General features: G+C 64.9%; 22 protein-coding genes. 21 read left to right on the forward strand and 1 reads right to left on the reverse strand.

What is annotated here, in order from left to right; genetic code table 11:
* Positions 1 to 47: 47 nt before the first annotated feature.
* Complete coding sequence (locus KH389_RS27280; protein ID WP_229590459.1) at positions 48 to 236, reverse strand: hypothetical protein; 189 nt, start codon at positions 234 to 236, stop codon at positions 48 to 50.
* Here KH389_RS27280 and fleQ point away from each other — a divergent pair.
* The 21 genes from fleQ (at position 183) to flhB (ending at position 19,843) form a co-directional block, all read left to right on the forward strand.
* A complete protein-coding gene (gene fleQ / locus KH389_RS08390; protein WP_235384250.1) occupies positions 183 to 1,601 on the forward strand; it encodes a transcriptional regulator FleQ in 1,419 nt (472 codons plus the stop codon). The genes KH389_RS27280 and fleQ overlap by 54 nt on opposite strands.
* Positions 1,602 to 1,807: 206 nt before the next feature.
* Positions 1,808 to 3,016 carry a sensor histidine kinase gene (locus KH389_RS08395; protein WP_213607211.1) on the forward strand — a complete coding sequence of 403 codons (1,209 nt, stop codon included), beginning with the start codon at positions 1,808 to 1,810 and terminating at the stop codon, positions 3,014 to 3,016.
* On the forward strand, positions 3,013 to 4,398 hold the full coding sequence (locus tag KH389_RS08400) for a sigma-54-dependent transcriptional regulator (protein WP_043861802.1): 1,386 nt from the start codon (positions 3,013 to 3,015) through the stop codon (positions 4,396 to 4,398). The genes KH389_RS08395 and KH389_RS08400 overlap by 4 nt, the downstream gene beginning before the upstream one ends.
* A gap of 116 nt (positions 4,399 to 4,514) precedes the next feature.
* Complete coding sequence (gene fliE / locus KH389_RS08405) at positions 4,515 to 4,841, forward strand: flagellar hook-basal body complex protein FliE (RefSeq protein ID WP_043861803.1); 327 nt, start codon at positions 4,515 to 4,517, stop codon at positions 4,839 to 4,841.
* Positions 4,842 to 4,856: 15 nt separating this feature from the next.
* Positions 4,857 to 6,635: a flagellar basal-body MS-ring/collar protein FliF gene (gene fliF / locus KH389_RS08410; RefSeq protein ID WP_043861804.1), complete on the forward strand. Its 1,779-nt coding sequence runs from the start codon at positions 4,857 to 4,859 to the stop codon at positions 6,633 to 6,635.
* Positions 6,628 to 7,647, forward strand: coding sequence for a flagellar motor switch protein FliG (fliG, locus tag KH389_RS08415; protein WP_043861805.1), 1,020 nt, complete (start codon positions 6,628 to 6,630; stop codon positions 7,645 to 7,647). The genes fliF and fliG overlap by 8 nt, the downstream gene beginning before the upstream one ends.
* A gap of 131 nt (positions 7,648 to 7,778) precedes the next feature.
* On the forward strand, positions 7,779 to 8,561 hold the full coding sequence (fliH, locus tag KH389_RS08420; protein ID WP_058542054.1) for a flagellar assembly protein FliH: 783 nt from the start codon (positions 7,779 to 7,781) through the stop codon (positions 8,559 to 8,561).
* On the forward strand, positions 8,551 to 9,909 hold the full coding sequence (fliI, locus tag KH389_RS08425) for a flagellar protein export ATPase FliI (protein ID WP_043861807.1): 1,359 nt from the start codon (positions 8,551 to 8,553) through the stop codon (positions 9,907 to 9,909). The genes fliH and fliI overlap by 11 nt, the downstream gene beginning before the upstream one ends.
* 6 nt (positions 9,910 to 9,915) lie before the next feature.
* The gene (gene fliJ / locus KH389_RS08430; RefSeq protein ID WP_043861808.1) at positions 9,916 to 10,368 is read left to right on the forward strand and encodes a flagellar export protein FliJ; all 453 of its coding nucleotides are present in this window, start codon (positions 9,916 to 9,918) and stop codon (positions 10,366 to 10,368) included.
* A 90-nt stretch (positions 10,369 to 10,458) separates the two neighbouring features.
* Entirely contained in the window at positions 10,459 to 10,764 is a 306-nt protein-coding gene (locus KH389_RS08435) for an STAS domain-containing protein (protein WP_043861809.1), read from the forward strand.
* Entirely contained in the window at positions 10,761 to 12,476 is a 1,716-nt protein-coding gene (locus KH389_RS08440; protein WP_043861810.1) for a fused response regulator/phosphatase, read from the forward strand. Before KH389_RS08435 ends, KH389_RS08440 begins: the two co-directional genes overlap by 4 nt.
* Before the next feature lie 25 nt (positions 12,477 to 12,501).
* Positions 12,502 to 12,867 carry an Hpt domain-containing protein gene (locus KH389_RS08445; RefSeq protein ID WP_078480280.1) on the forward strand — a complete coding sequence of 122 codons (366 nt, stop codon included), beginning with the start codon at positions 12,502 to 12,504 and terminating at the stop codon, positions 12,865 to 12,867.
* A 71-nt stretch (positions 12,868 to 12,938) separates the two neighbouring features.
* On the forward strand, positions 12,939 to 14,255 hold the full coding sequence (locus KH389_RS08450; RefSeq protein WP_088515602.1) for a flagellar hook-length control protein FliK: 1,317 nt from the start codon (positions 12,939 to 12,941) through the stop codon (positions 14,253 to 14,255).
* A 174-nt stretch (positions 14,256 to 14,429) separates the two neighbouring features.
* A complete protein-coding gene (gene fliL, locus KH389_RS08455; RefSeq protein WP_054915630.1) occupies positions 14,430 to 14,927 on the forward strand; it encodes a flagellar basal body-associated protein FliL in 498 nt (165 codons plus the stop codon).
* Positions 14,928 to 14,936: 9 nt separating this feature from the next.
* Complete coding sequence (fliM, locus tag KH389_RS08460; protein WP_043861814.1) at positions 14,937 to 15,905, forward strand: flagellar motor switch protein FliM; 969 nt, start codon at positions 14,937 to 14,939, stop codon at positions 15,903 to 15,905.
* Between the two features lie 48 nt (positions 15,906 to 15,953).
* A complete protein-coding gene (fliN, locus tag KH389_RS08465; RefSeq protein WP_043861815.1) occupies positions 15,954 to 16,424 on the forward strand; it encodes a flagellar motor switch protein FliN in 471 nt (156 codons plus the stop codon).
* A 24-nt stretch (positions 16,425 to 16,448) separates the two neighbouring features.
* On the forward strand, positions 16,449 to 16,880 hold the full coding sequence (fliO, locus tag KH389_RS08470; protein WP_370409109.1) for a flagellar biosynthetic protein FliO: 432 nt from the start codon (positions 16,449 to 16,451) through the stop codon (positions 16,878 to 16,880).
* Entirely contained in the window at positions 16,880 to 17,632 is a 753-nt protein-coding gene (gene fliP, locus KH389_RS08475; RefSeq protein WP_054915628.1) for a flagellar type III secretion system pore protein FliP, read from the forward strand. The genes fliO and fliP overlap by 1 nt, the downstream gene beginning before the upstream one ends.
* An 18-nt stretch (positions 17,633 to 17,650) precedes the next feature.
* Positions 17,651 to 17,920 carry a flagellar biosynthesis protein FliQ gene (gene fliQ, locus KH389_RS08480; RefSeq protein ID WP_043861818.1) on the forward strand — a complete coding sequence of 90 codons (270 nt, stop codon included), beginning with the start codon at positions 17,651 to 17,653 and terminating at the stop codon, positions 17,918 to 17,920.
* Between the two features lie 7 nt (positions 17,921 to 17,927).
* Positions 17,928 to 18,704, forward strand: a complete 777-nt coding sequence (fliR, locus tag KH389_RS08485) for a flagellar biosynthetic protein FliR (RefSeq protein ID WP_054915627.1) — start codon at positions 17,928 to 17,930, stop codon at positions 18,702 to 18,704.
* 2 nt (positions 18,705 to 18,706) lie between these two features.
* On the forward strand, positions 18,707 to 19,843 hold the full coding sequence (flhB, locus tag KH389_RS08490) for a flagellar biosynthesis protein FlhB (RefSeq protein WP_104572217.1): 1,137 nt from the start codon (positions 18,707 to 18,709) through the stop codon (positions 19,841 to 19,843).
* Positions 19,844 to 19,884: the final 41 nt, after the last annotated feature.

Consider the following 19,884-nt stretch of genomic DNA (forward strand, 5'->3'; position numbering starts at 1 on the left):
GATTTTTTGACTTAACTAGTGGCTGTTTTCTAATTTCAGACGTCCGATCACTGACCGCTCCAGTCGGAATGGATGTCGAGCATGCCCACATTGGGTGTCGAGTTGACTAGGGAAGTTTCGATTGCATGTGGCGTGAAACCAAAATTCTCCTGATCGATGACGATGACGCTCGCCGCCGCGACCTGGCGGTGGTGCTGAATTTTCTTGGCGAAGAAAATCTTTCCTGCTCCAGCCACGATTGGCAGCAGGTCGTTCAGTCGTTGTCATCCAGCCGTGAAGTACTCTGTGTCCTGGTCGGCACCGTGAACGCTCCGGCAAGCCTTTTGGGCTTGCTTAAGACCGTGGCTGCCTGGGATGAGTTCCTTCCGGTATTGCTGTTGGGTGAAATATCTTCTGCCGAGTTGCCCGAGGACCTGCGCCGCCGGGTGCTTTCCAACCTGGAGATGCCGCCCAGCTACAGCAAGCTGCTCGATTCGCTGCACCGTGCCCAGGTCTATCGCGAGATGTACGACCAGGCCCGCGAGCGCGGTCGTCAGCGCGAGCCCAACCTGTTCCGTAGCCTGGTCGGTACCAGCCGCGCCATCCAGCATGTGCGCCAGATGATGCAGCAGGTGGCCGACACCGACGCCAGCGTGCTGATCCTCGGCGAGTCGGGTACCGGCAAGGAAGTGGTCGCGCGCAACCTGCACTACCATTCCAAGCGCCGTGAAGCGCCGTTCGTGCCGGTCAACTGCGGCGCGATTCCGGCCGAGCTGCTCGAAAGCGAACTGTTCGGTCACGAGAAGGGGGCGTTCACCGGCGCCATCACCAGCCGTGCCGGGCGTTTCGAGCTGGCCAATGGCGGCACCCTGTTCCTCGACGAAATCGGCGACATGCCGCTGCCGATGCAGGTCAAGCTGCTGCGCGTGCTGCAGGAGCGCACCTTCGAGCGTGTGGGTAGCAACAAGACCCAGAGCATCGATGTGCGCATCATCGCCGCCACTCACAAGAACCTCGAGAGCATGATCGAGGTGGGCAGCTTTCGCGAAGACCTGTACTACCGCCTCAATGTGTTCCCGATCGAGATGGCCCCGCTGCGTGAGCGGGTCGAAGACATTCCGCTGCTGATGAACGAGTTGATCTCGCGCATGGAGCACGAGAAGCGGGGGTCGATCCGCTTCAATTCCGCCGCGATCATGTCGCTGTGCCGCCATGGCTGGCCGGGCAACGTGCGCGAGCTGGCGAACCTGGTAGAGCGCATGGCGATCATGCACCCGTATGGCGTGATCGGCGTGTCCGAGCTGCCGAAGAAGTTCCGCTACGTCGATGATGAAGACGAGCAACTGGTCGACAGCCTCCGCTCGGACCTGGAAGAGCGCGTGGCAATCAACGGCCATACGCCCAATTTCAGCAACCATGCGATGTTGCCGCCCGAAGGTCTCGACCTCAAGGACTACCTGGGCAGCCTCGAGCAGGGCCTGATCCAGCAGGCGCTGGACGATGCCAACGGTATCGTGGCGCGTGCCGCAGAGCGCCTGCGCATCCGCCGCACCACGCTGGTGGAAAAAATGCGCAAGTACGGCATGAGCCGTCGCGATGGAGACGAACAGGCGGAGGATTGACGCCTGCTTCCTGCCGGCAGGCCCCGACCGGGGCCTGCCGAACGCAATACCCCTATTTTCCACAGGGCTGTAAAGCCTGCCCTTGCTGGCTTTGGGCGGCGCGCCGCTGCTGCTGGCAACCCCCCGTCAAAGTATCCGGCACGTCTATTGCTATACCGCTGGCAACATACCGTTTTATGACGGTGAGCCATGCGAGAGAGCAACCCATGCCCCACGCCGCCCACATCCCCGCCGCCGAGCCCAGGCGTTCTGACGCCGCCGAACAGCAGAGTCGTCAGGGGCTCGAGCAGGCGTTTGCCCTGTTCGACCAGGTGTCGACCCAGCTGAGCCAGTCCTACAACCTGCTCGAGGCCCGTGTCACCGAGCTCAAGGGGGAGTTGGCCGTGGTCAGTGCGCAGCGCATGGCGGAGCTGGCGGAGAAGGAGCGACTGGCCAACCGCCTGCAGAACCTGCTGTCGCTGTTGCCCGGCGGGGTGATCGTGATCGACGGCCAGGGCCGCGTGCGCGAGGCCAACCCGGCCGCCGTCGAACTGCTGGGCCAGCCGCTGGTGGGCGAGCTGTGGCGTCAGGTGATCGCCCGCAGCTTTGCGCCGCGCGAGGACGACGGCCACGAAGTGTCGCTGCGCGATGGTCGCCGCCTGTCGATCGCTACCCGCTCGCTGGATGCCGAGCCGGGCCAGCTGGTGCTGTTGACCGATCTCACCGAAACCCGCCACCTGCAAAGCCAGCTGGCGCGGCACGAGCGCCTGTCGACCCTGGGGCGGATGGTGGCCTCGCTGGCGCATCAGATCCGCACGCCACTGTCGGCCGCCTTGCTGTATGCCAGTCACCTGGCCGAGCAGGACCTGCCGCTGGACACCCGTCAGCGTTTTGCCGGCAGCCTCAAGGAGCGTCTGCACGAACTCGAGCACCAGGTACGCGACATGCTGGTGTTCGCCCGCGGCGAACTGCCGCTGACCGACCGCGTGACCCCCAAGGCGTTGTTCCAGGCGCTGCAGCAGGCCGCGCAGGTGCATGTACAGGGGCATGCTGTGCGCTGGCAGTGCGACAGCCACCTGGGCGAATTGCTGTGCAACCGCGACACCCTGGTGGGGGCGTTGCTCAATCTCATTGAAAACGCCCTGCAGGCCGCGCCCGGCGCTGCTCGGCTCAAGGTACACCTGTATCGTCGCGGGCAGAGCCTGCGCCTGTGCATCAGCGATGCCGGGCCGGGCATCGACAGTGCATTGCTGGCGCGCCTGGGCGAGCCGTTCCTGACCACCAAGGCCACTGGCACCGGGCTTGGCCTGGCGGTGGTGATGGCGGTTGCCCGTGCACACCAGGGCACCGTGCAGCTGCGCTCGCGCCCTGGGCGCGGTACCTGCGCGCTGGTGACCCTGCCGCTGATCGGCGCACCGCTGGAGGCAACGCCATGAGGGCGATCAAGGTTCTGCTGGTCGAGGATGACCGCGTACTGCGCCAGGCCCTGGCCGATACCCTGGAGTTGGGCGGTTTTGCCTATCATGCAGTGGGCTCGGCCGAAGAAGCGCTGGAAGTGGCGGCCAGCCAGCCCTTCAGCCTGGTGGTCAGCGACGTCAACATGCCGGGCATGGACGGTCACCAGTTGCTGGCTGCGTTGCGGGCCCGCCAGCCGCAGTTGCCGGTGCTGCTGATGACCGCGCACGCCGCCGTTGAGCGTGCAGTGGATGCAATGCGCCAGGGCGCTGCGGACTATCTGGTCAAGCCCTTCGAGCCGCGCGCTTTGCTCGACCTGGTGGCCCGTCATGCCCTGGGCGTTGCCAGCGGCGCGGACGCCGACGGTCCGGTGGCGCGCGAGCCTGCCAGTGCGCAGTTGCTCGAACTGGCCGCGCGGGTGGCGCGCAGTGATTCCACCGTGCTGATTTCCGGCGAATCGGGCACCGGCAAGGAGGTGCTGGCGCGCTACATTCACCAGCAGTCCCTGCGTGCCGACCAGCCATTCGTGGCCATCAACTGCGCCGCCATCCCCGACAACATGCTCGAAGCCACGTTGTTCGGTCATGAAAAGGGCTCGTTCACCGGGGCGATAGCCGCCCAGCCAGGCAAGTTCGAGCAGGCCGACGGTGGCACGCTGCTGCTCGACGAGATTTCCGAAATGCCGCTGGGGCTGCAGGCCAAGCTGCTGCGGGTGCTGCAGGAGCGCGAGGTCGAGCGGGTAGGCGGGCGCAAGCCGATCGCGCTGGACATCCGCGTGGTCGCCACCACCAACCGCGACCTTGCCGGCGAAGTGGCGGCGGGGCGGTTTCGCGAAGACCTGTTCTATCGCCTGTCGGTGTTCCCGCTGGCCTGGCGACCGCTGCGCGAGCGCAGCGCCGACATTCTGCCGCTGGCCGAGCGTCTGCTGGCGCGACACGTCAATAAAATGAAGCATGCCCCCGTGCGCCTGTCGGCCCAGGCCCAGGCCTGCCTGCAAGGCTATCCGTGGCCGGGTAACGTGCGCGAGCTGGACAACGCCATCCAGCGGGCGCTGATCCTGCAGCAGGGCGGGGTGATCGAGGCGGCGGACTTCTGCCTGGCCGGGGTGCTGCCGCTGCTGGCGGCATCGCCCGTAGAGCCGGTGCTGGTGCTGGCCGAGCCGTCCGAGCCAGCCGGGCTGGGGGATGATCTGCGCCGCCACGAGTTCCAGATGATCATCGATACCCTGCGCGCCGAGCGCGGGCGCCGCAAGGAGGCTGCCGAGCGTCTGGGCATCAGCCCGCGCACCTTGCGCTACAAGCTGGCACAGATGCGTGATGCCGGCCTGGATGTGGAGGCGAGTCTCTACGCCAGCGGCGTGTGACGCCGTAACCGGTCGTTTTTGTTGGTCCTGTGGGTAGAGCTGGCACTCTTGTTGCTAAGTTCTGCCTGTCCGCTGCGTAGTGTCAAAAAAATGCGGGTCGTCGGAGAGAAGAGTCAATGAGCCAAGGTGTTGAATTTAATCGATTGATGTTGGACATGCGGGCCATGCAGGCGGACGCCATGTCGATGTCGAAGGCTGCCCCTGCGCCAGAGCTTGGCTCGAGCGGTTTTGCCGACATGCTTGGCCAGGCCATCAACAAGGTCAGCGATACCCAGCAGGCGTCCACCCAGTTGGCCAACGCCTTCGAGATCGGCAAGAGCGGCGTCGACCTTACCGACGTGATGATCGCCTCGCAGAAGGCCAGCGTGTCGTTCCAGGCCTTGACCCAGGTGCGCAACAAGCTGGTGCAGGCGTATCAAGACATCATGCAGATGCCGGTATAAGGGCGAGATTGAGTCATGGCCGAAGCAGTCGTTGATAACGTGCCCGCCAAAGGCAGCCCGGCGCCCAAGCCGCCGCTGTTCGGCATGTCCTTTCTGGAAAACATCGCAGAGATGCCCATGCTGCGTCAGGTCGGCCTGCTGGTCGGGTTGGCGGCGAGCGTGGCGATCGGCTTTGCCGTGGTGCTGTGGTCGCAGCAGCCCGATTACCGCCCGCTGTACCCAAGCCTTGCCGGCATGGACACCAAGCAGGTCATGGACACCCTGTCCGCTGCCGACATCGCCTACAACGTCGAGCCCAGCTCCGGGGCGCTGCTGGTCAAGTCCGAAGACCTCTCCCGTGCGCGCCTGAAACTTGCCGCGGCCGGCGTGGCGCCAGGCGATGGCAACGTCGGCTTCGAACTGCTCGACAAGGAGCAGGGGCTGGGCACCAGCCAGTTCATGGAGGCCACCCGTTATCGTCGCGGCCTGGAAGGTGAACTGGCGCGTACCATCTCCAGCCTGAACAACGTCAAGGGTGCCCGCGTGCACCTGGCCATTCCGAAAAGCTCGGTGTTCGTGCGCGACGAGCGCAAGCCCAGTGCCTCGGTACTGGTCGAGCTGTATTCGGGGCGTGGCCTCGAGCCCGGCCAGGTGGCGGCCATCGTCAACCTGGTGGCGTCCAGCGTTCCGGAACTGAACAAGTCCCAGGTGACCGTGGTCGACCAGAAGGGCAACCTGCTGTCCGACCAGGGCGAGAACTCCGAGCTGACCATGGCCGGCAAGCAGTTCGACTACAGCCGCCGCATGGAAGGCATGCTCACCCAGCGCGTGCACAACATTCTGTTGCCGGTGCTGGGCAACGACCGCTACAAGGCCGAAGTCTCCGCCGACGTCGACTTCAGTGCGGTCGAGTCCACCTCCGAACAGTTCAACCCCGACCAGCCTGCCTTGCGCAGCGAGCAGTCAGTGAACGAACAACGCTCCAGCAGCATGGGCCCGCAGGGCGTGCCTGGTGCCCTGAGCAACCAGCCACCCGGCCCGGCCACTGCGCCACAGCAGACCGGTCAGGCACAGGCCGCCGCGGGCATGGTGCAACCAGGCCAGCCGCTGCTGGACGCCAACGGCCAGCAGATCATGGACCCGGCCACCGGCCAGCCGATGCTCGCACCGTACCCGGCCGACAAGCGTCAGCAGTCGACCAAGAACTTCGAACTGGACCGTTCCATCAGCCACACCCGCCAGCAGCAGGGGCGCCTGAGCCGCCTGTCGGTCGCGGTGGTGGTCGACGACCAGGTCAAGCTCGACCCGGCCACTGGCGAGTCGACACGCGCCCCATGGGGGGCCGAAGACCTGGCGCGCTTCACGCGCCTGGTGCAGGACGCCGTCGGCTTCGATGCCAGCCGCGGTGACAGCGTCAGCGTGATCAACGTGCCATTCGCCGCCGACCGTGGCGAAGTGTTCACCGAGATTCCGTTCTACCAGCAACCGTGGTTCTGGGACATCATCAAGCAGGTCATGGGCGTGCTGTTCATCCTGGTGCTGGTGTTCGGCGTGCTGCGCCCGGTGCTCAACAACATCACCGGCAACGGCAAGCAGGGCGCCGGTGCCGATGGCGACATGGAACTGGGCGGCATGCTCGGTCTGGATGGCGATCTGGCCAACGACCGCGTCAGCCTGGGTGGTCCGCAAAGCATTCTGTTGCCTAGCCCGAGCGAGGGTTACGACGCTCAGCTGAACGCAATCAAGAGCCTGGTGGCCGAAGACCCGGGTCGTGTGGCCCAGGTCGTGAAAGAGTGGATCAACGCCGATGAGTGATAATCGAGCCCTTACCGCCAAACTGACCCGTGTCGACAAGGCGGCCATCCTGCTGCTGTCGCTGGGTGAAACCGATGCGGCGCAGGTGTTGCGCCACATGGGCCCCAAGGAAGTGCAGCGGGTCGGCGTGGCCATGGCGCAGATGGGCAACGTCCATCGCGAACAGGTCGAGCAGGTGATGAGCGAGTTCGTCGAGATCGTCGGCGACCAGACCAGCCTGGGTGTCGGCTCCGACGGCTACATCCGCAAGATGCTCACCCAGGCCCTGGGCGAGGACAAGGCCAACGGCCTGATCGACCGCATCCTGCTGGGTGGCAACACCAGCGGCCTGGACAGCCTGAAGTGGATGGAGCCGCGTGCCGTGGCTGACGTGATCCGCTACGAGCACCCGCAGATCCAGGCCATCGTGGTGGCCTACCTGGACCCCGACCAGGCTGGTGAGGTGCTGGGCAACTTCGATCACAAGGTGCGCCTGGACATCATCCTGCGCGTCTCCTCGCTCAACACCGTGCAGCCGGCGGCGCTCAAGGAGCTCAACCAGATTCTGGAGAAGCAGTTCTCGGGCAACTCCAACGCGGCGCGTACCACACTGGGCGGTATCAAGCGCGCGGCCGACATCATGAACTTCCTCGACAGTTCGGTCGAAGGCCAGCTGATGGACGCGATTCGCGACGTCGACGGCGAGCTGTCCGAGCAGATCGAAGACCTCATGTTCGTCTTCAACAACCTGGCCGATGTCGACGACCGCGGTATTCAGGCGCTGTTGCGCGAAGTGTCCTCGGACGTGCTGGTGGTGTCGCTCAAGGGCGCCGACGAGAAGGTCAAGGACAAGATCTTCAAGAACATGTCCAAGCGGGCTTCCGAGCTGCTGCGTGACGACCTCGAGGCCAAGGGCCCGGTGCGGGTCAGCGACGTGGAAACGGCGCAGAAAGAGATCCTCACCATTGCCCGGCGCATGGCCGAAGCCGGCGAGATCGTGCTTGGCGGCAAGGGCGCCGAAGAAATGATCTAAAGCCGTTCGCCGGTTCCGGCTCCTCCACAGGAGCCGGCCTTGCCGGCGGATGCCTCAACGCGGTACACGCCGGTGCCTGGCGGCCGCATCGCCGACCACCCCGGCGCCTACCCAATTGAACGCGTGGAATCATGTCGACCAACGAGCACCTGAGTGAACTGATCCCCGCCCGCGACGTCGAGGGCTTCGACCGCTGGGCGCTGCCCAGCTTCGACCCGGAGCCGGAACCCGAGCCCGAACCCGAGCCGGAAATCGTCGAGGAAGTCGAAGAAGTGCCGCTGGAAGAAGTCCAGCCGCTGACCCTCGAAGAGCTCGAAAGCATTCGCCAGGAAGCCTACAACGAAGGCTTTGCCACCGGCGAGCGCGAAGGGTTTCACAGCACCCAGCTCAAGGTCCGCCAGGAGGCCGAAGTGGCCCTGAGCGCCAAGCTGGCGAGCCTGGAGCAGCTGATGGGCCACCTGCTCGACCCGATCGCCGAGCAGGACAACCAGATCGAGAAGGCCCTGGTGCACATGGTCAGCCGCATCACCCGCGAGGTGATCGGGCGTGAGCTGGCCACCGACTCCAGCCAGATCACCCACGTGCTGCGCGAGGCCCTCAAGCTGCTGCCGATGGGCGCCGAAAACATCCGCATTCATGTCAATCCGCAGGACTTCGAGCTGGCCAAGGCCCTGCGCGAGCGTCATGAGGAAAACTGGCGCCTGCTCGAAGACGACGCACTGTTGCCCGGTGGTTGCCGCATCGAGACGTTGCACAGCCGTATCGACGCCACCGTCGAGACCCGCATCGAAAAGGCCATGACCCAGTTGTTCGACCAGTTGCATGACCAGGGCCTGCACCCTGCCGCGCCAGACTTGCACGTCGACCTTGCTGGCGACCCGGGCACCCGCGAGGCCACGCCCGATGCGCCTTGACCGCACCAGCTTCGGCAAGCGCCTGGGCACCTATGCCGAGGCCGTGAGCCTGCCGGCGCAGCCGGTGGTGGAAGGGCGGTTGTTGCGCATGGTCGGCCTGACCCTGGAGGCCGAGGGCCTGCGCGCTGCCGTCGGCAGCCGCTGCCTGGTGATCAACGACGACAGCTACCATCCGGTGCAGGTCGAGGCCGAGGTCATGGGCTTTGCCGGTGACCGGGTGTTTCTCATGCCGGTGGGCAGCGTTGCCGGCATCGCGCCCGGTGCGCGGGTGGTGCCGCTGGCCGAAAGCGGCCGCCTGCCGATGGGCATGAGCATGCTCGGTCGCGTGCTGGATGGTGCCGGCCGGGCGCTGGATGGCAAGGGCGGGATGAAGGCCGAGGACTGGGTGCCGATGGACGGCCCCACCATCAACCCACTCAACCGCGACCCCATCAGCCAGCCGCTGGACGTGGGCATTCGCAGCATCAATGGCCTGCTGACGGTGGGCCGTGGCCAGCGCCTGGGCCTGTTCGCCGGTACCGGCGTGGGCAAGAGTGTGCTGCTGGGCATGATGACCCGTTTCACCGAGGCCGACATCATCGTGGTGGGGCTGATCGGTGAGCGGGGGCGTGAGGTCAAGGAGTTCATCGAGCACATCCTGGGCGAGGAGGGCATCAAGCGCTCGGTGGTGGTGGCATCCCCTGCCGATGATGCACCGCTGATGCGCCTGCGCGCCGCCATGTACTGCACGCGGATCGCCGAGTACTTTCGCGACAAGGGCAAGAACGTGCTGTTGCTGATGGATTCGCTGACCCGTTTCGCCCAGGCCCAGCGGGAAATCGCCCTGGCCATCGGCGAGCCGCCAGCCACCAAGGGCTATCCGCCTTCCGTGTTCGCCAAGCTGCCCAAGCTGGTGGAGCGCGCCGGCAACGGCGAGGCCGGTGGTGGCTCGATCACCGCCTTCTACACCGTGTTGTCCGAAGGCGACGACCAGCAGGACCCGATTGCCGACTCCGCGCGGGGCGTACTCGACGGCCATATCGTGCTGTCCCGGCGCCTGGCCGAAGAGGGGCATTACCCGGCCATCGATATCGAGGCTTCGATCAGCCGGGTCATGCCGCAGGTGGTCAGCCCCGAGCAGATGACCCAGGCCCAGCAGTTCAAGCAGCTCTGGTCGCGCCTGTCGCAAAGCCGCGACCTGATCAGCGTGGGTGCCTATGTGGCTGGCGGCGACCGCGAGACGGACCTGGCGATTTCCCTGCAACCCAAGCTGGTGCAGTACCTGCGCCAGGGGCTCAATGAAAACGTCAGCCATGAGCAGAGCCGCGATGAACTGGCGGCGGTGTTCGCCCCAGCGGCATCGGGCTGATAACCGATGGCCCTGCCAAGTCGTGCCGCGCGCCTGGTGCCGGTGGTGGAGATGGCCGAGGAGGCCGAGCGCAAGGCCGTGCAGCGCCTCGGGCATTTCCAGCAGCAGGTGAGCATGGCCGAAACCAAGCTCCGGGAACTGGACCAGTTTCGCAGCGAGTACCAGAACCAGTGGATGGAAAAGGGCGGCCAGGGCGTTTCAGGCAGCTGGCTGCTGGGCTATCAGCGCTTTCTCAGCCAGCTGGACACCGCCGTGGCCCAGCAACACCAGAGCCTGGTGTGGCACCAGACCAACCTCAACAACGCACGGGCCACCTGGCAGCAGGCCTACGCCCGGGTCGAGGGCCTGCGCAAGCTGGTACAGCGCTACCGCGATGAAGCCCGCATGCTCGAGGACAAGCGCGAGCAGAAGCTGCTCGACGAATTGTCCCAGCGATTGCCGCGCCACGATCGCTTCTAGCGCGGCATTGGTCGGCGCAGGTTGCCCAGGGGCGGGCGGACTGCTAAACCTGTGGTGTCTGCAATCGCCATGATCGAAGGAGTCGAGCATATGGCCGTGGAGCACGATCTATCGCCGGATGGGAACAGCCTGACGATCAGGGTCAAGGGACGGTTCGATTTCGGCAAGCACCAGGCGTTTCGTGAATGCTACGAGCGCGAGCCAGTACCTTCCAAGGGCGTGGTCGTCGACTTGAAGGACGCCACCTATCTCGATAGCTCCGCCCTGGGCATGCTCCTGCTGCTGCGTGACCACGCCGGCGGCGACGATGCGTACATACGGGTGATCAACGCCAGCTCCGACGTTCGCAAGATCCTCGCCATCTCCAATTTCGACAAGCTGTTCGAGATCACTTGAGCGACCTCGTGAACGAGCAGTCGTCGCTGACCGTGCTGATTGCCGAAGATGGCGCCACCGACCGCCTGTTGCTGGCGCGCATCGTGCGCGAGCAGGGGCATTCGGTGATCACGGCCGAGAACGGTGCGCAGGCAGTGGCGCTGTTTGCCGAGCTGCGTCCGCAACTGGTGCTGCTCGACGCGCTGATGCCGGTGATGGACGGCTTCGAGGCGGCTCGCCAGATCAAGCTGATGGCTGGCCAGGCGCTGGTGCCGATCATCTTTCTTACCTCGCTGAGTGAGGAGCAGGCCCTGGTGCGTTGCCTGGAGGCCGGTGGCGACGACTTTCTGCCCAAGCCTTATCGCCCGGTGATCCTGGCCGCCAAGATCAAGGCGATGGATCGCCTGCGTCGCCTGCAGGCGACCGTGCTGGAGCAGCGCGACGAGCTGGCGCGCCACCACGGTCACCTGCTCAACGAGCAGCGGGTGGCCAAGGCGGTGTTCGACCAGGTCACGCACTCGGGGTGCCTGAATGCGCCGAACATCCGCTACCTGCAATCTCCCTATGCGCTGTTCAACGGCGACCTGCTGCTGGCGGCGTTCACGCCGACCGGTGAAATGCATGTGCTGCTGGGCGACTTCACTGGCCATGGCCTGCCGGCTGCAGTGGGCGCCATGCCGTTGGCCGAGGTGTTCTACGGCATGACCGCCAAGGGCTACGGCCTGGCCGAAACCTTGCGCGAGATGAACGCCAAGCTCAAGCGCATCCTGCCGGTGGACATGTTCTGCTGCGCAATGATGCTCAGCCTGAGTTTCGAACGACGCCTGGCCGAGGTATGGAACGGCGGCATGCCGGACGGCTACCTGCTGCCCGCGGCCGGTGGCGAGCCCCAGGCGCTGGTGTCGCGGCACTTGCCCTTGGGGGTGCTGGCGCCGGAGCGTTTCGACGAGCACCCCGAGGTGGTGTCGCTGGCGTTGGGGGATCGTCTGTTCCTGCTGTCCGATGGGGTGGTGGATACCTGCGACCAGGATGAGCAGCTGTTCGGGGTGGAACGCCTGCGCCAGGTGTTTGCGCGCAACCGTGCGCCGCAGCACCTGTTCGAGGATGTACTGCAGGCGCTCGAAGACTTTCGCGGCCAGTCCCGCGACGATGTCAGCATGCTCGAGATCAGTGTGGTCGAGCCACAGACACTGGCCCCGCCGCCGCTGGTGTATTCGGACAGCGGCCAGTCCAGCCCGCTGGACTGGTCGCTGTCGTTCGAGTTTCGCGCGCAGACCCTCAAACGCTTCAACCCCTTGCCCTATCTGTTGCAGGTACTGCAGGAAATACACGGCCTGCGCCCCCAGAGCGGTGCGCTGCACAGCGTGCTCAACGAGCTCTACACCAATGCACTGGAGCACGGTGTGCTGGCCCTCGACTCGGCCCTCAAGCGCGACGCCCAGGGGTTTGCCGCCTATTATCAGGAGCGCAGCCGACGCCTGCAGGCATTGCAGGAAGGTTACATACGCTTGCACCTTCAGGTTGAACCCGTAGCGGGTGGCGGGCGTCTGGTGATTGAGATCGAAGATAGCGGCAGTGGCTTCGATGTGGGTACAGTGCTGGCCCGACCGGTGTTGGAGCAGCGGTTGTGCGGGCGTGGCCTGAGCCTGATCCGGCGTTTGAGCCGTCACGCCGAATGGGCCGACGGAGGGCGCAGGGCCCGCGTGGAGTTCGCCTGGGTGGCTCTGGCATAATTGAACTTGATCAAGGAGTGAGCAAGTGTCCGATCAGCGTATCGATAACAAGGTAGTGGGCGAGTTGCGGGAGGTCATGGGTAGCCAGTATGCCGAGTTGCTGGAGACCTTCCTGGCCGATTGCGAAAAGCGCATGGTGCAACTGCGCGACGCCCGCTCCCCCCGGCAGCTGAGTGAGGCTGCCCACAGTTTCAAGGGTAGCTGCAGCAACATGGGCGCCACCGACCTGGCCGAGTTGTGTCGGCAGCTGGAAGTGCGCGTGATGGAGCAGCCGGCACACGGCATCGAGGACCTGATCAGCCAGATCAGGTGCGAGTACCTCGAAGTGCGTCCCTTCTATGTCGCCGAGTTGGAGCGCGTGTCGCCGCAGGCGGTCAGGCATCCTGTGTAGCGCAAACCTGGCGCGACTCTTGCAGTCTCTTCGCTATTCAAGTTCGCGCTTCTGTAGTGGAGACCCTTCCCATGCCTGTCGCTTCAAACCCGCTGCTGCAACCGTCCGCCGTGGCCAAGGCCTCGCGCACGGCTGCGCCAGCGCCCGAAAAGGTGCCCCAGGTCGCCAATGACAAGGCTGCGGGCTTCTCCAAGGTGTATGCCGATCAGTCCCGCGACAAGCTGCCGGCCAAGGCGGATGTGCCCAATGCCGACAAGGCGGGCGTTGCAGCCGGGGCGGCAAATGCCGGCAAGACGGCGACCGATCAGGAGCGCACTGTTGCCGACAGCGGCAATTCATTGCCTGAACAGAAGCCGGCATCGGACGAGTCGACGCCAGTTGCCGATGACCTTCAACTGCTCGATTCGAGCCTGGTGGCGGGTCAGGTTACTGACGCCCAGGCCGGCGCACAGCTGATCCAGGCTCAGGCCGAAGCGGTGGCCCCAGTGGTGCAGGCGGCTGCCGCACAGTTGCAGGCCCAGGTGCAGGCCCCGGCCGTCGCGCCGCAGCCACCGGCCCCGGAAGAACCCGCTTTCGACCCGGCCGGCGACGTGCTCGAGGACCTGCCGGCATTGCGCCTGGCCCTGGAGCAGAACGCCCAGGCCCAGGGCACCACCTCTGCCCATGCCAGCAAGCCGACCACGGCGCAACCCGAAGCCACCCAGGGCCAGCCTGCCGTCAATACCCTGGCGGCCATGCTCGACCCGCGTCAGGCCGATCCGGGCGACAGCGAGCCGGGCGAGAAGGGCTTCAGCAACCTGCTCGATGACGGTCTGAAGGACCTCAAGGGCGCCTCCAGCGATACCCGTGTCGATGACTTTGCCGAGCGCCTCAGCGCGCTGACCCAGGCCGCGACGCCCAAGACCGCCAATGCGGTGCCGGTGGCGATGCCGCTGAACCAGCCGCTGGCGATGCACCAGGGTGGCTGGACCGAGGGCCTGGTCAATCGCGTGATGTACCTGTCTAGCCAGAACCTGAAGTCGGCTGAAATCAAGCTGGAGCCAGCCGAGCTGGGGCGCTTGGACATTCGCGTGCACATGACACCCGAGCAGCAGGCGCAGATCACCTTCACCAGTGGCAACGTGGTGGTGCGCGAAGCGCTGGAAAACCAGGCCAGCCGGCTCAAGGAAATGTTCGCCGAGCAGGGCCTGGCGCAACCTGACGTGAACGTGGCCGACCAGTCCCGCGAGCAGCAGCAGGGCTCGCAGGACGGCACCTCGAAGCTCAGCGGCGTGGCCGCGCGTCGCAATGAAGGCGCGGGCGGCGAAGAGGCCGACGCCGACGCGGCGGCCCAGCCGGTGGAGCGACCGGTGGTGCTGGGGTCCAGCGCGGTCGATTTCTACGCCTGATTGCACGGGTAGGGCTGGGCGGTTGCGGGGCGGCTGCCCAGCCCTTCACGGATGAATCTGCCCCTGCGTTCGTCGCCTTCCTCAATCGGGCCGGTGTGGCCCGCAAATCTGGCATAACACTTGCTCAACCCTCGCCATGTGGGACAAACCTCTTGTGAGTGACGGATTATTGGCATGGCGAAGAGCGAAGCAGTGAAAGACCCCGCCGTAAAAGGCAAACTCAAGCTGATCCTGCTGCTGGTGCTGGCATTGCTGCTGGCCATCGGCTTGTCGGTGGGCGCCACCTGGTTCTTCCTGCAAAGGGGCGACAGCAAACCTCAGGTCGACCCGGCAACCGTCAGCAACGTCAGGCCTGCGGCCATCTACGAGCCGCTGGCGCCAGCCTTCGTCGTCAACTTCAACCAGAACGGTCGTCAGCGCTACATGCAGGTGAGCATCACCATGCAGGGGCGCGACCAGGCTGCGCTGGATGCGCTGAAAGTGCACATGCCGGTGATCCGCAACAACCTGGTGATGCTCTTCTCCGGCCAGCCGTTCGACTCCCTGGCGACCCCGGTCGGCCAGGAGATGCTGCGCCAGAAGGCCACCGCCAGCGTGCAGGAAGTGGCCCAGAAAGAAGTCGGCAAGCTGGTGATCGACCAGTTGCTGTTCACCAATTTCGTATTGCAGTAGGAGCCCAAGATGGCCATGCAGGACCTGCTGTCCCAGGATGAGATCGATGCCCTGCTGCACGGCGTCGACGACGGGCTGGTGCAAACCGATAGTGGCGCCGACCCCGGCAGCATCAAGAGCTACGACCTGACCAGCCAGGACCGGATCGTGCGCGGGCGCATGCCGACCCTGGAAATGATCAACGAACGTTTCGCCCGGTATACCCGCGTGAGCATGTTCAACCTGCTGCGCCGCTCGGCGGATGTGGCAGTGGGGGGCGTGCAGGTGATGAAGTTCGGTGAGTACGTGCACTCGCTGTACGTGCCCACCAGCCTCAACCTGGTGAAGATCAAGCCGTTGCGCGGCACCTCGCTGTTCATCCTCGATGCCAAGCTGGTGTTCAAGCTGGTGGACAATTTCTTCGGTGGTGACGGTCGTCACGCCAAGATCGAGGGTCGCGAGTTCACGCCCACCGAATTGCGCGTGGTGCGCATGGTGCTGGACCAGTGCTTCGTCGACCTCAAGGAAGCCTGGCAGGCGATCATGCCGGTCAACTTCGAGTACATCAACTCGGAGGTCAACCCGGCCATGGCCAACATCGTCGGCCCGAGCGAGGCGGTGGTGGTGTCCACCTTCCACATCGAACTCGATGGCGGTGGCGGCGACCTGCACGTGACCATGCCCTACTCGATGATCGAGCCGGTGCGCGAAATGCTCGACGCGGGCTTCCAGTCCGACCTGGACGACCAGGACGAACGCTGGATCAAGGCCCTGCGCGAAGACGTGCTGGACGTCAGCGTGCCGATCAGCGCCACCGTGGCACGCCGCGAGCTGCGCCTGCGCGACATCCTGCACATGCAGCCGGGTGATGTGATCCCGGTCGAACTGCCGGACGAGCTGGTACTGCGCGCCAATGGCGTACCGTCGTTCAAGGCCAAGTTGGGCTCGCACAAGGGCACGCTGGCATTGCAAGTAACCGAGCCGATCGAGCGCCGCTGATCGGTACCCTGGCTTTAACACTGAATTGATTGCCCCGTCGAGGACAAGATGGCTGACGAAAACGATATCACCTCCATGGAAGACCAGGCCCTGGCCGATGAGTGGGCAGCAGCCCTGAGCGAGACCGGCGACGCCGGCCAGTCCGACATCGACGCGCTGTTGGCGGCTGACGGCGGCAGCAGTGCCGGCTCGCCCAACCGCCTGCCGATGGAAGAATTCGGCAGCTCGCCCAAGGGCAACGATGCAGTGACCCTGGACGGCCCGAACCTGGACGTGATCCTGGATATTCCGGTGAGCATCTCGATGGAAGTGGGCAGCACCGAAATCAACATCCGCAACCTGCTGCAACTGAACCAGGGTTCGGTGATCGAGCTGGACCGCCTGGCCGGCGAGCCGCTGGACGTGCTGGTCAACGGCACCCTGATCGCGCACGGCGAAGTGGTGGTGGTGAACGAGAAGTTCGGCATCCGCCTGACCGACGTGATCAGCCCGAGCGAACGCATCAAGAAGCTGCGCTGAGTGAAGCGTCTTCTGCAAGCGGGGCTGACCGGGGTCGGCCTGCTCTGGCTCGACCTGGCACTGGCGGCACAGCCCGCGGCCACGACAGCCGCGGCGACCACGGCAGCAGCCGGCAGTGCCAGCGGGCAGTTGGGCCGTCTGGTGCTGGGGCTGCTGCTGGTGCTGGGCCTGATCTTCTTTCTCGCCTGGCTGCTGCGCCGGGTGCAGAACGTGACGCCGCGTGGCCAGCAGGTCATCGAGATCGTCGGCACGCGCGTGGTCGGCCCGCGTGATCGGCTGCTGCTGGTGCAGGTGGGCAACGAACAGATACTGATCGGTCATACGCCGGGCAGCCTTACCGCATTGCATGTGCTGGCCGAGCCGGTGCAGGTACCGGCCAGCGCCCGCCAGGCTACGCCCGAATTCGCCCAGCGCCTGATGGAGCTGCTGGGCAAGGATCAAAAGGACAAGTCGTGATGGGCGCATTGCGCATGCTGTTGACCCTGCTGCTGATGTTCGCAGCGCCGCTGGCCCTGGCCGCCGACCCGCTGTCGATTCCGGCGATCACCCTGTCCAACGGGGCGGATGGGCAGCAGGAGTACTCGGTCAGCCTGCAGATCCTGCTGATCATGACGGCGCTGAGCTTCATTCCGGCGTTCGTGATCCTGATGACCAGCTTCACCCGGATCATCATCGTGTTCTCGATCCTGCGCCAGGCCCTGGGCCTGCAGCAGACGCCGTCGAACCAGATCCTCACCGGCATGGCGCTGTTCCTGACCCTGTTCATCATGGCGCCGGTATTCGACCGGGTGAACAAGGATGCCCTGCAGCCGTACCTGGCCGAGACCCTGTCGGCCCAGGACGCGGTGGCCAAGGCCCAGGTGCCCCTCAAGGACTTCATGCTGGCGCAGACCCGCGAGAGCGATCTCGACCTGTTCATGCGCCTGTCCAAGCGTACCGATATCGCCACGCCGGACGAGGCGCCGTTGACCATTCTGGTACCGGCCTTCGTCACCTCCGAACTCAAGACCGCGTTCCAGATCGGCTTCATGATCTTCATCCCGTTCCTGATCATCGACCTGGTGGTGGCCAGTGTGCTGATGGCCATGGGTATGATGATGCTGTCGCCGCTGATCATCTCCCTGCCGTTCAAGATCATGCTGTTCGTGCTGGTGGATGGCTGGGCGTTGATCATGGGCACCCTGGCCGGCAGTTTCGGTGGCGTCTAGCGCGCCGAGGAGAACAACATGACCCCAGAAGTTGCTGTCGACCTGTTCCGCGATGCGCTGTGGCTGACCACCATGATCGTGGCTGTGCTGGTGGTGCCGAGCCTGCTGGTGGGTCTGATGGTGGCCATGTTCCAGGCCGCCACCCAGATCAACGAACAGACCCTGAGCTTCCTGCCGCGCCTGCTGGTGATGCTGATCACGCTGATCGTGGCCGGGCCCTGGCTGGTGCAGAAGTTCATGGAATACATCCTGTCGTTGTACGGCAGCATTCCCCAGTTGATCGGCTGAGCGCGCGATGCTCCAGTTGACCGATGCGCAGATCGCCACCTGGGTGGCGAGCTTCATCCTGCCGCTGTTTCGCATTGCCGCCGTGCTGATGACCATGCCCATCATCGGGACCAAGATGGTGCCGGGGCGCATCCGCCTGTACCTGGCCCTGGCGATCACCGTGGTGGTGGTGCCGGGCCTGCCGCCGATGCCCGAAGTCAATCCGCTGTCGCTCAGCGGGCTGCTGCTGATTGCCGAGCAGATCCTCATCGGTGCGGTATTCGGCCTGTCGCTGCAACTGTTCTTCCAGATATTCGTAGTGGCCGGGCAGGTGGTGGCCATCCAGATGGGCATGGCCTTCGCCTCCATGGTCGACCCGGTCAACGGCGTCAACGTGGCGGTGGTCAGCCAGTTCCTGAGCATGCTGGTGACGCTGCTGTTCCTGTCGATGAACGGGCACCTGGTGGTGTTCGAGGTGATCACCGAGAGCTTCACCACCTTGCCGGTGGGCACCGGCCTGATGGTCAACCACTACTGGGACCTGGTCGGGCGGCTGAGCTGGGTGCTGGGCGCGGCGCTGCTGCTGGTGCTGCCGGCGATCACCGCGCTGCTGGTGGTGAACATCGCCTTCGGCGTGATGACCCGTGCAGCGCCGCAGCTGAACATCTTCTCCATCGGTTTCCCGTTGACCCTGGTGCTGGGGCTCGGGATTTTCTGGGTTGTCCTGGCCGACATCCTTTCCCATTACCAGGCGCTGGCCTCCGAGGCCCTGCAGTGGCTGCGTGAGCTGGCGAGGGCGAGCTGAGCATGGCAGAGAGCGAAAGCGGTCAGGACAAGACAGAAGACCCCACGGAGAAAAAGAAGAAGGACGCCCGCGAGAAGGGCGAGATCGCCCGTTCCAAGGAGCTCAACACGGTGGTGGTGACCCTGGCCGGGGCCGGTGGCCTGTTGGTGTTCGGTGGTGGCCTGGCCGAAGTGCTGATGGACATCATGCGCATCAACTTCACCCTGTCGCGCGACACGCTGATCGACGAGCGCTCGATGGGCACCTTCTTGCTGGCCTCGGGCAAGATGGCCCTGATGGCGCTGCAGCCGGTATTGCTGGTGGCGCTGATCGTGGCCTTCATCGGGCCGATTTCGCTGGGTGGCTGGCTGTTTGCCGGCGGCACCCTGGCGCCCAAGTTCAGCCGCATGAACCCGCTGTCGGGGATCAAGCGCATGTTTTCCCTGAACGCACTGACCGAGCTGCTCAAGGCCCTGGCGAAGTTCTTCGTGATCCTGATCGTGGCGCTGGTGGTGTTGTCGTCGGACCGTGACGACCTGCTGGCCATTGCCAACGAGCCGCTGGAGCAGGCGATCATCCACAGCGTGCAGGTGGTGGGCTGGAGTGCCCTGTGGATGGCCGCCGGCCTGTTGCTGATTGCCCTGGTGGACGTGCCGTTGCAGCTGTACCAGTCGCACAAGAAGCTGCTGATGACCAAGCAGGAGGTGCGCGACGAGTACAAGAACAGCGAGGGCAAGCCGGAGGTCAAGCAGCGTATTCGCCAGTTGCAGCGCGAGATGTCGCAGCGGCGCATGATGGCGGCGATCCCCGATGCCGACGTGATCATCACCAACCCGACCCACTATGCGGTGGCGCTCAAGTACGACCCCGAGAAGGGCAATGCGCCGACGCTGCTGGCCAAGGGCACCGATTTCCTGGCGCTGAAGATTCGCGAAATCGCCAATGCCCACAACATCCAGGTGCTGGAATCGCCTGAGCTGGCGCGTTCGATCTTCTACTCCACCGAGCTCGAGGAAGAGATCCCGGCCGGCCTCTACCTGGCCGTGGCCCAGGTGCTGGCCTACGTGTATCAGATTCGCCAGCACCGGGCGGGCAAGGGCAAGGCGCCGGAGCCGCTCAAGGATCTGCCGATTCCGCCGGAGCTGCGCCGCGATTCCTGAACCGTTTGAGCTCTTCCCGTCGGCGCCGAGGTGCCGGCCCC

Origin of the sequence: Pseudomonas qingdaonensis (assembly GCF_018398475.1) — a bacterium.
GTDB lineage: Bacteria > Pseudomonadota > Gammaproteobacteria > Pseudomonadales > Pseudomonadaceae > Aquipseudomonas > Aquipseudomonas palmensis.

Excerpts from the sequence above, each read along its gene's own strand:
- KH389_RS08395 (WP_213607211.1), top strand. The coding sequence starts at position 1,808 with ATGCCCCACGCCGCCCACATCCCCGCCGCCGAGCCCAGGCGTTCTGAC.
- KH389_RS08400 (WP_043861802.1), top strand. The coding sequence starts at position 3,013 with ATGAGGGCGATCAAGGTTCTGCTGGTCGAGGATGACCGCGTACTGCGC.
- fliE (WP_043861803.1), top strand. The coding sequence starts at position 4,515 with ATGAGCCAAGGTGTTGAATTTAATCGATTGATGTTGGACATGCGGGCC.
- fliF (WP_043861804.1), top strand. The coding sequence starts at position 4,857 with ATGGCCGAAGCAGTCGTTGATAACGTGCCCGCCAAAGGCAGCCCGGCG.
- fliG (WP_043861805.1), top strand. The coding sequence starts at position 6,628 with ATGAGTGATAATCGAGCCCTTACCGCCAAACTGACCCGTGTCGACAAG.
- fliH (WP_058542054.1), top strand. The coding sequence starts at position 7,779 with ATGTCGACCAACGAGCACCTGAGTGAACTGATCCCCGCCCGCGACGTC.
- fliI (WP_043861807.1), top strand. The coding sequence starts at position 8,551 with ATGCGCCTTGACCGCACCAGCTTCGGCAAGCGCCTGGGCACCTATGCC.
- fliJ (WP_043861808.1), top strand. The coding sequence starts at position 9,916 with ATGGCCCTGCCAAGTCGTGCCGCGCGCCTGGTGCCGGTGGTGGAGATG.
- KH389_RS08435 (WP_043861809.1), top strand. The coding sequence starts at position 10,459 with ATGGCCGTGGAGCACGATCTATCGCCGGATGGGAACAGCCTGACGATC.
- KH389_RS08450 (WP_088515602.1), top strand. The coding sequence starts at position 12,939 with ATGCCTGTCGCTTCAAACCCGCTGCTGCAACCGTCCGCCGTGGCCAAG.
- fliL (WP_054915630.1), top strand. The coding sequence starts at position 14,430 with ATGGCGAAGAGCGAAGCAGTGAAAGACCCCGCCGTAAAAGGCAAACTC.
- fliM (WP_043861814.1), top strand. The coding sequence starts at position 14,937 with ATGGCCATGCAGGACCTGCTGTCCCAGGATGAGATCGATGCCCTGCTG.
- fliN (WP_043861815.1), top strand. The coding sequence starts at position 15,954 with ATGGCTGACGAAAACGATATCACCTCCATGGAAGACCAGGCCCTGGCC.
- fliP (WP_054915628.1), top strand. The coding sequence starts at position 16,880 with ATGGGCGCATTGCGCATGCTGTTGACCCTGCTGCTGATGTTCGCAGCG.
- fliQ (WP_043861818.1), top strand. The coding sequence starts at position 17,651 with ATGACCCCAGAAGTTGCTGTCGACCTGTTCCGCGATGCGCTGTGGCTG.
- fliR (WP_054915627.1), top strand. The coding sequence starts at position 17,928 with ATGCTCCAGTTGACCGATGCGCAGATCGCCACCTGGGTGGCGAGCTTC.
- flhB (WP_104572217.1), top strand. The coding sequence starts at position 18,707 with ATGGCAGAGAGCGAAAGCGGTCAGGACAAGACAGAAGACCCCACGGAG.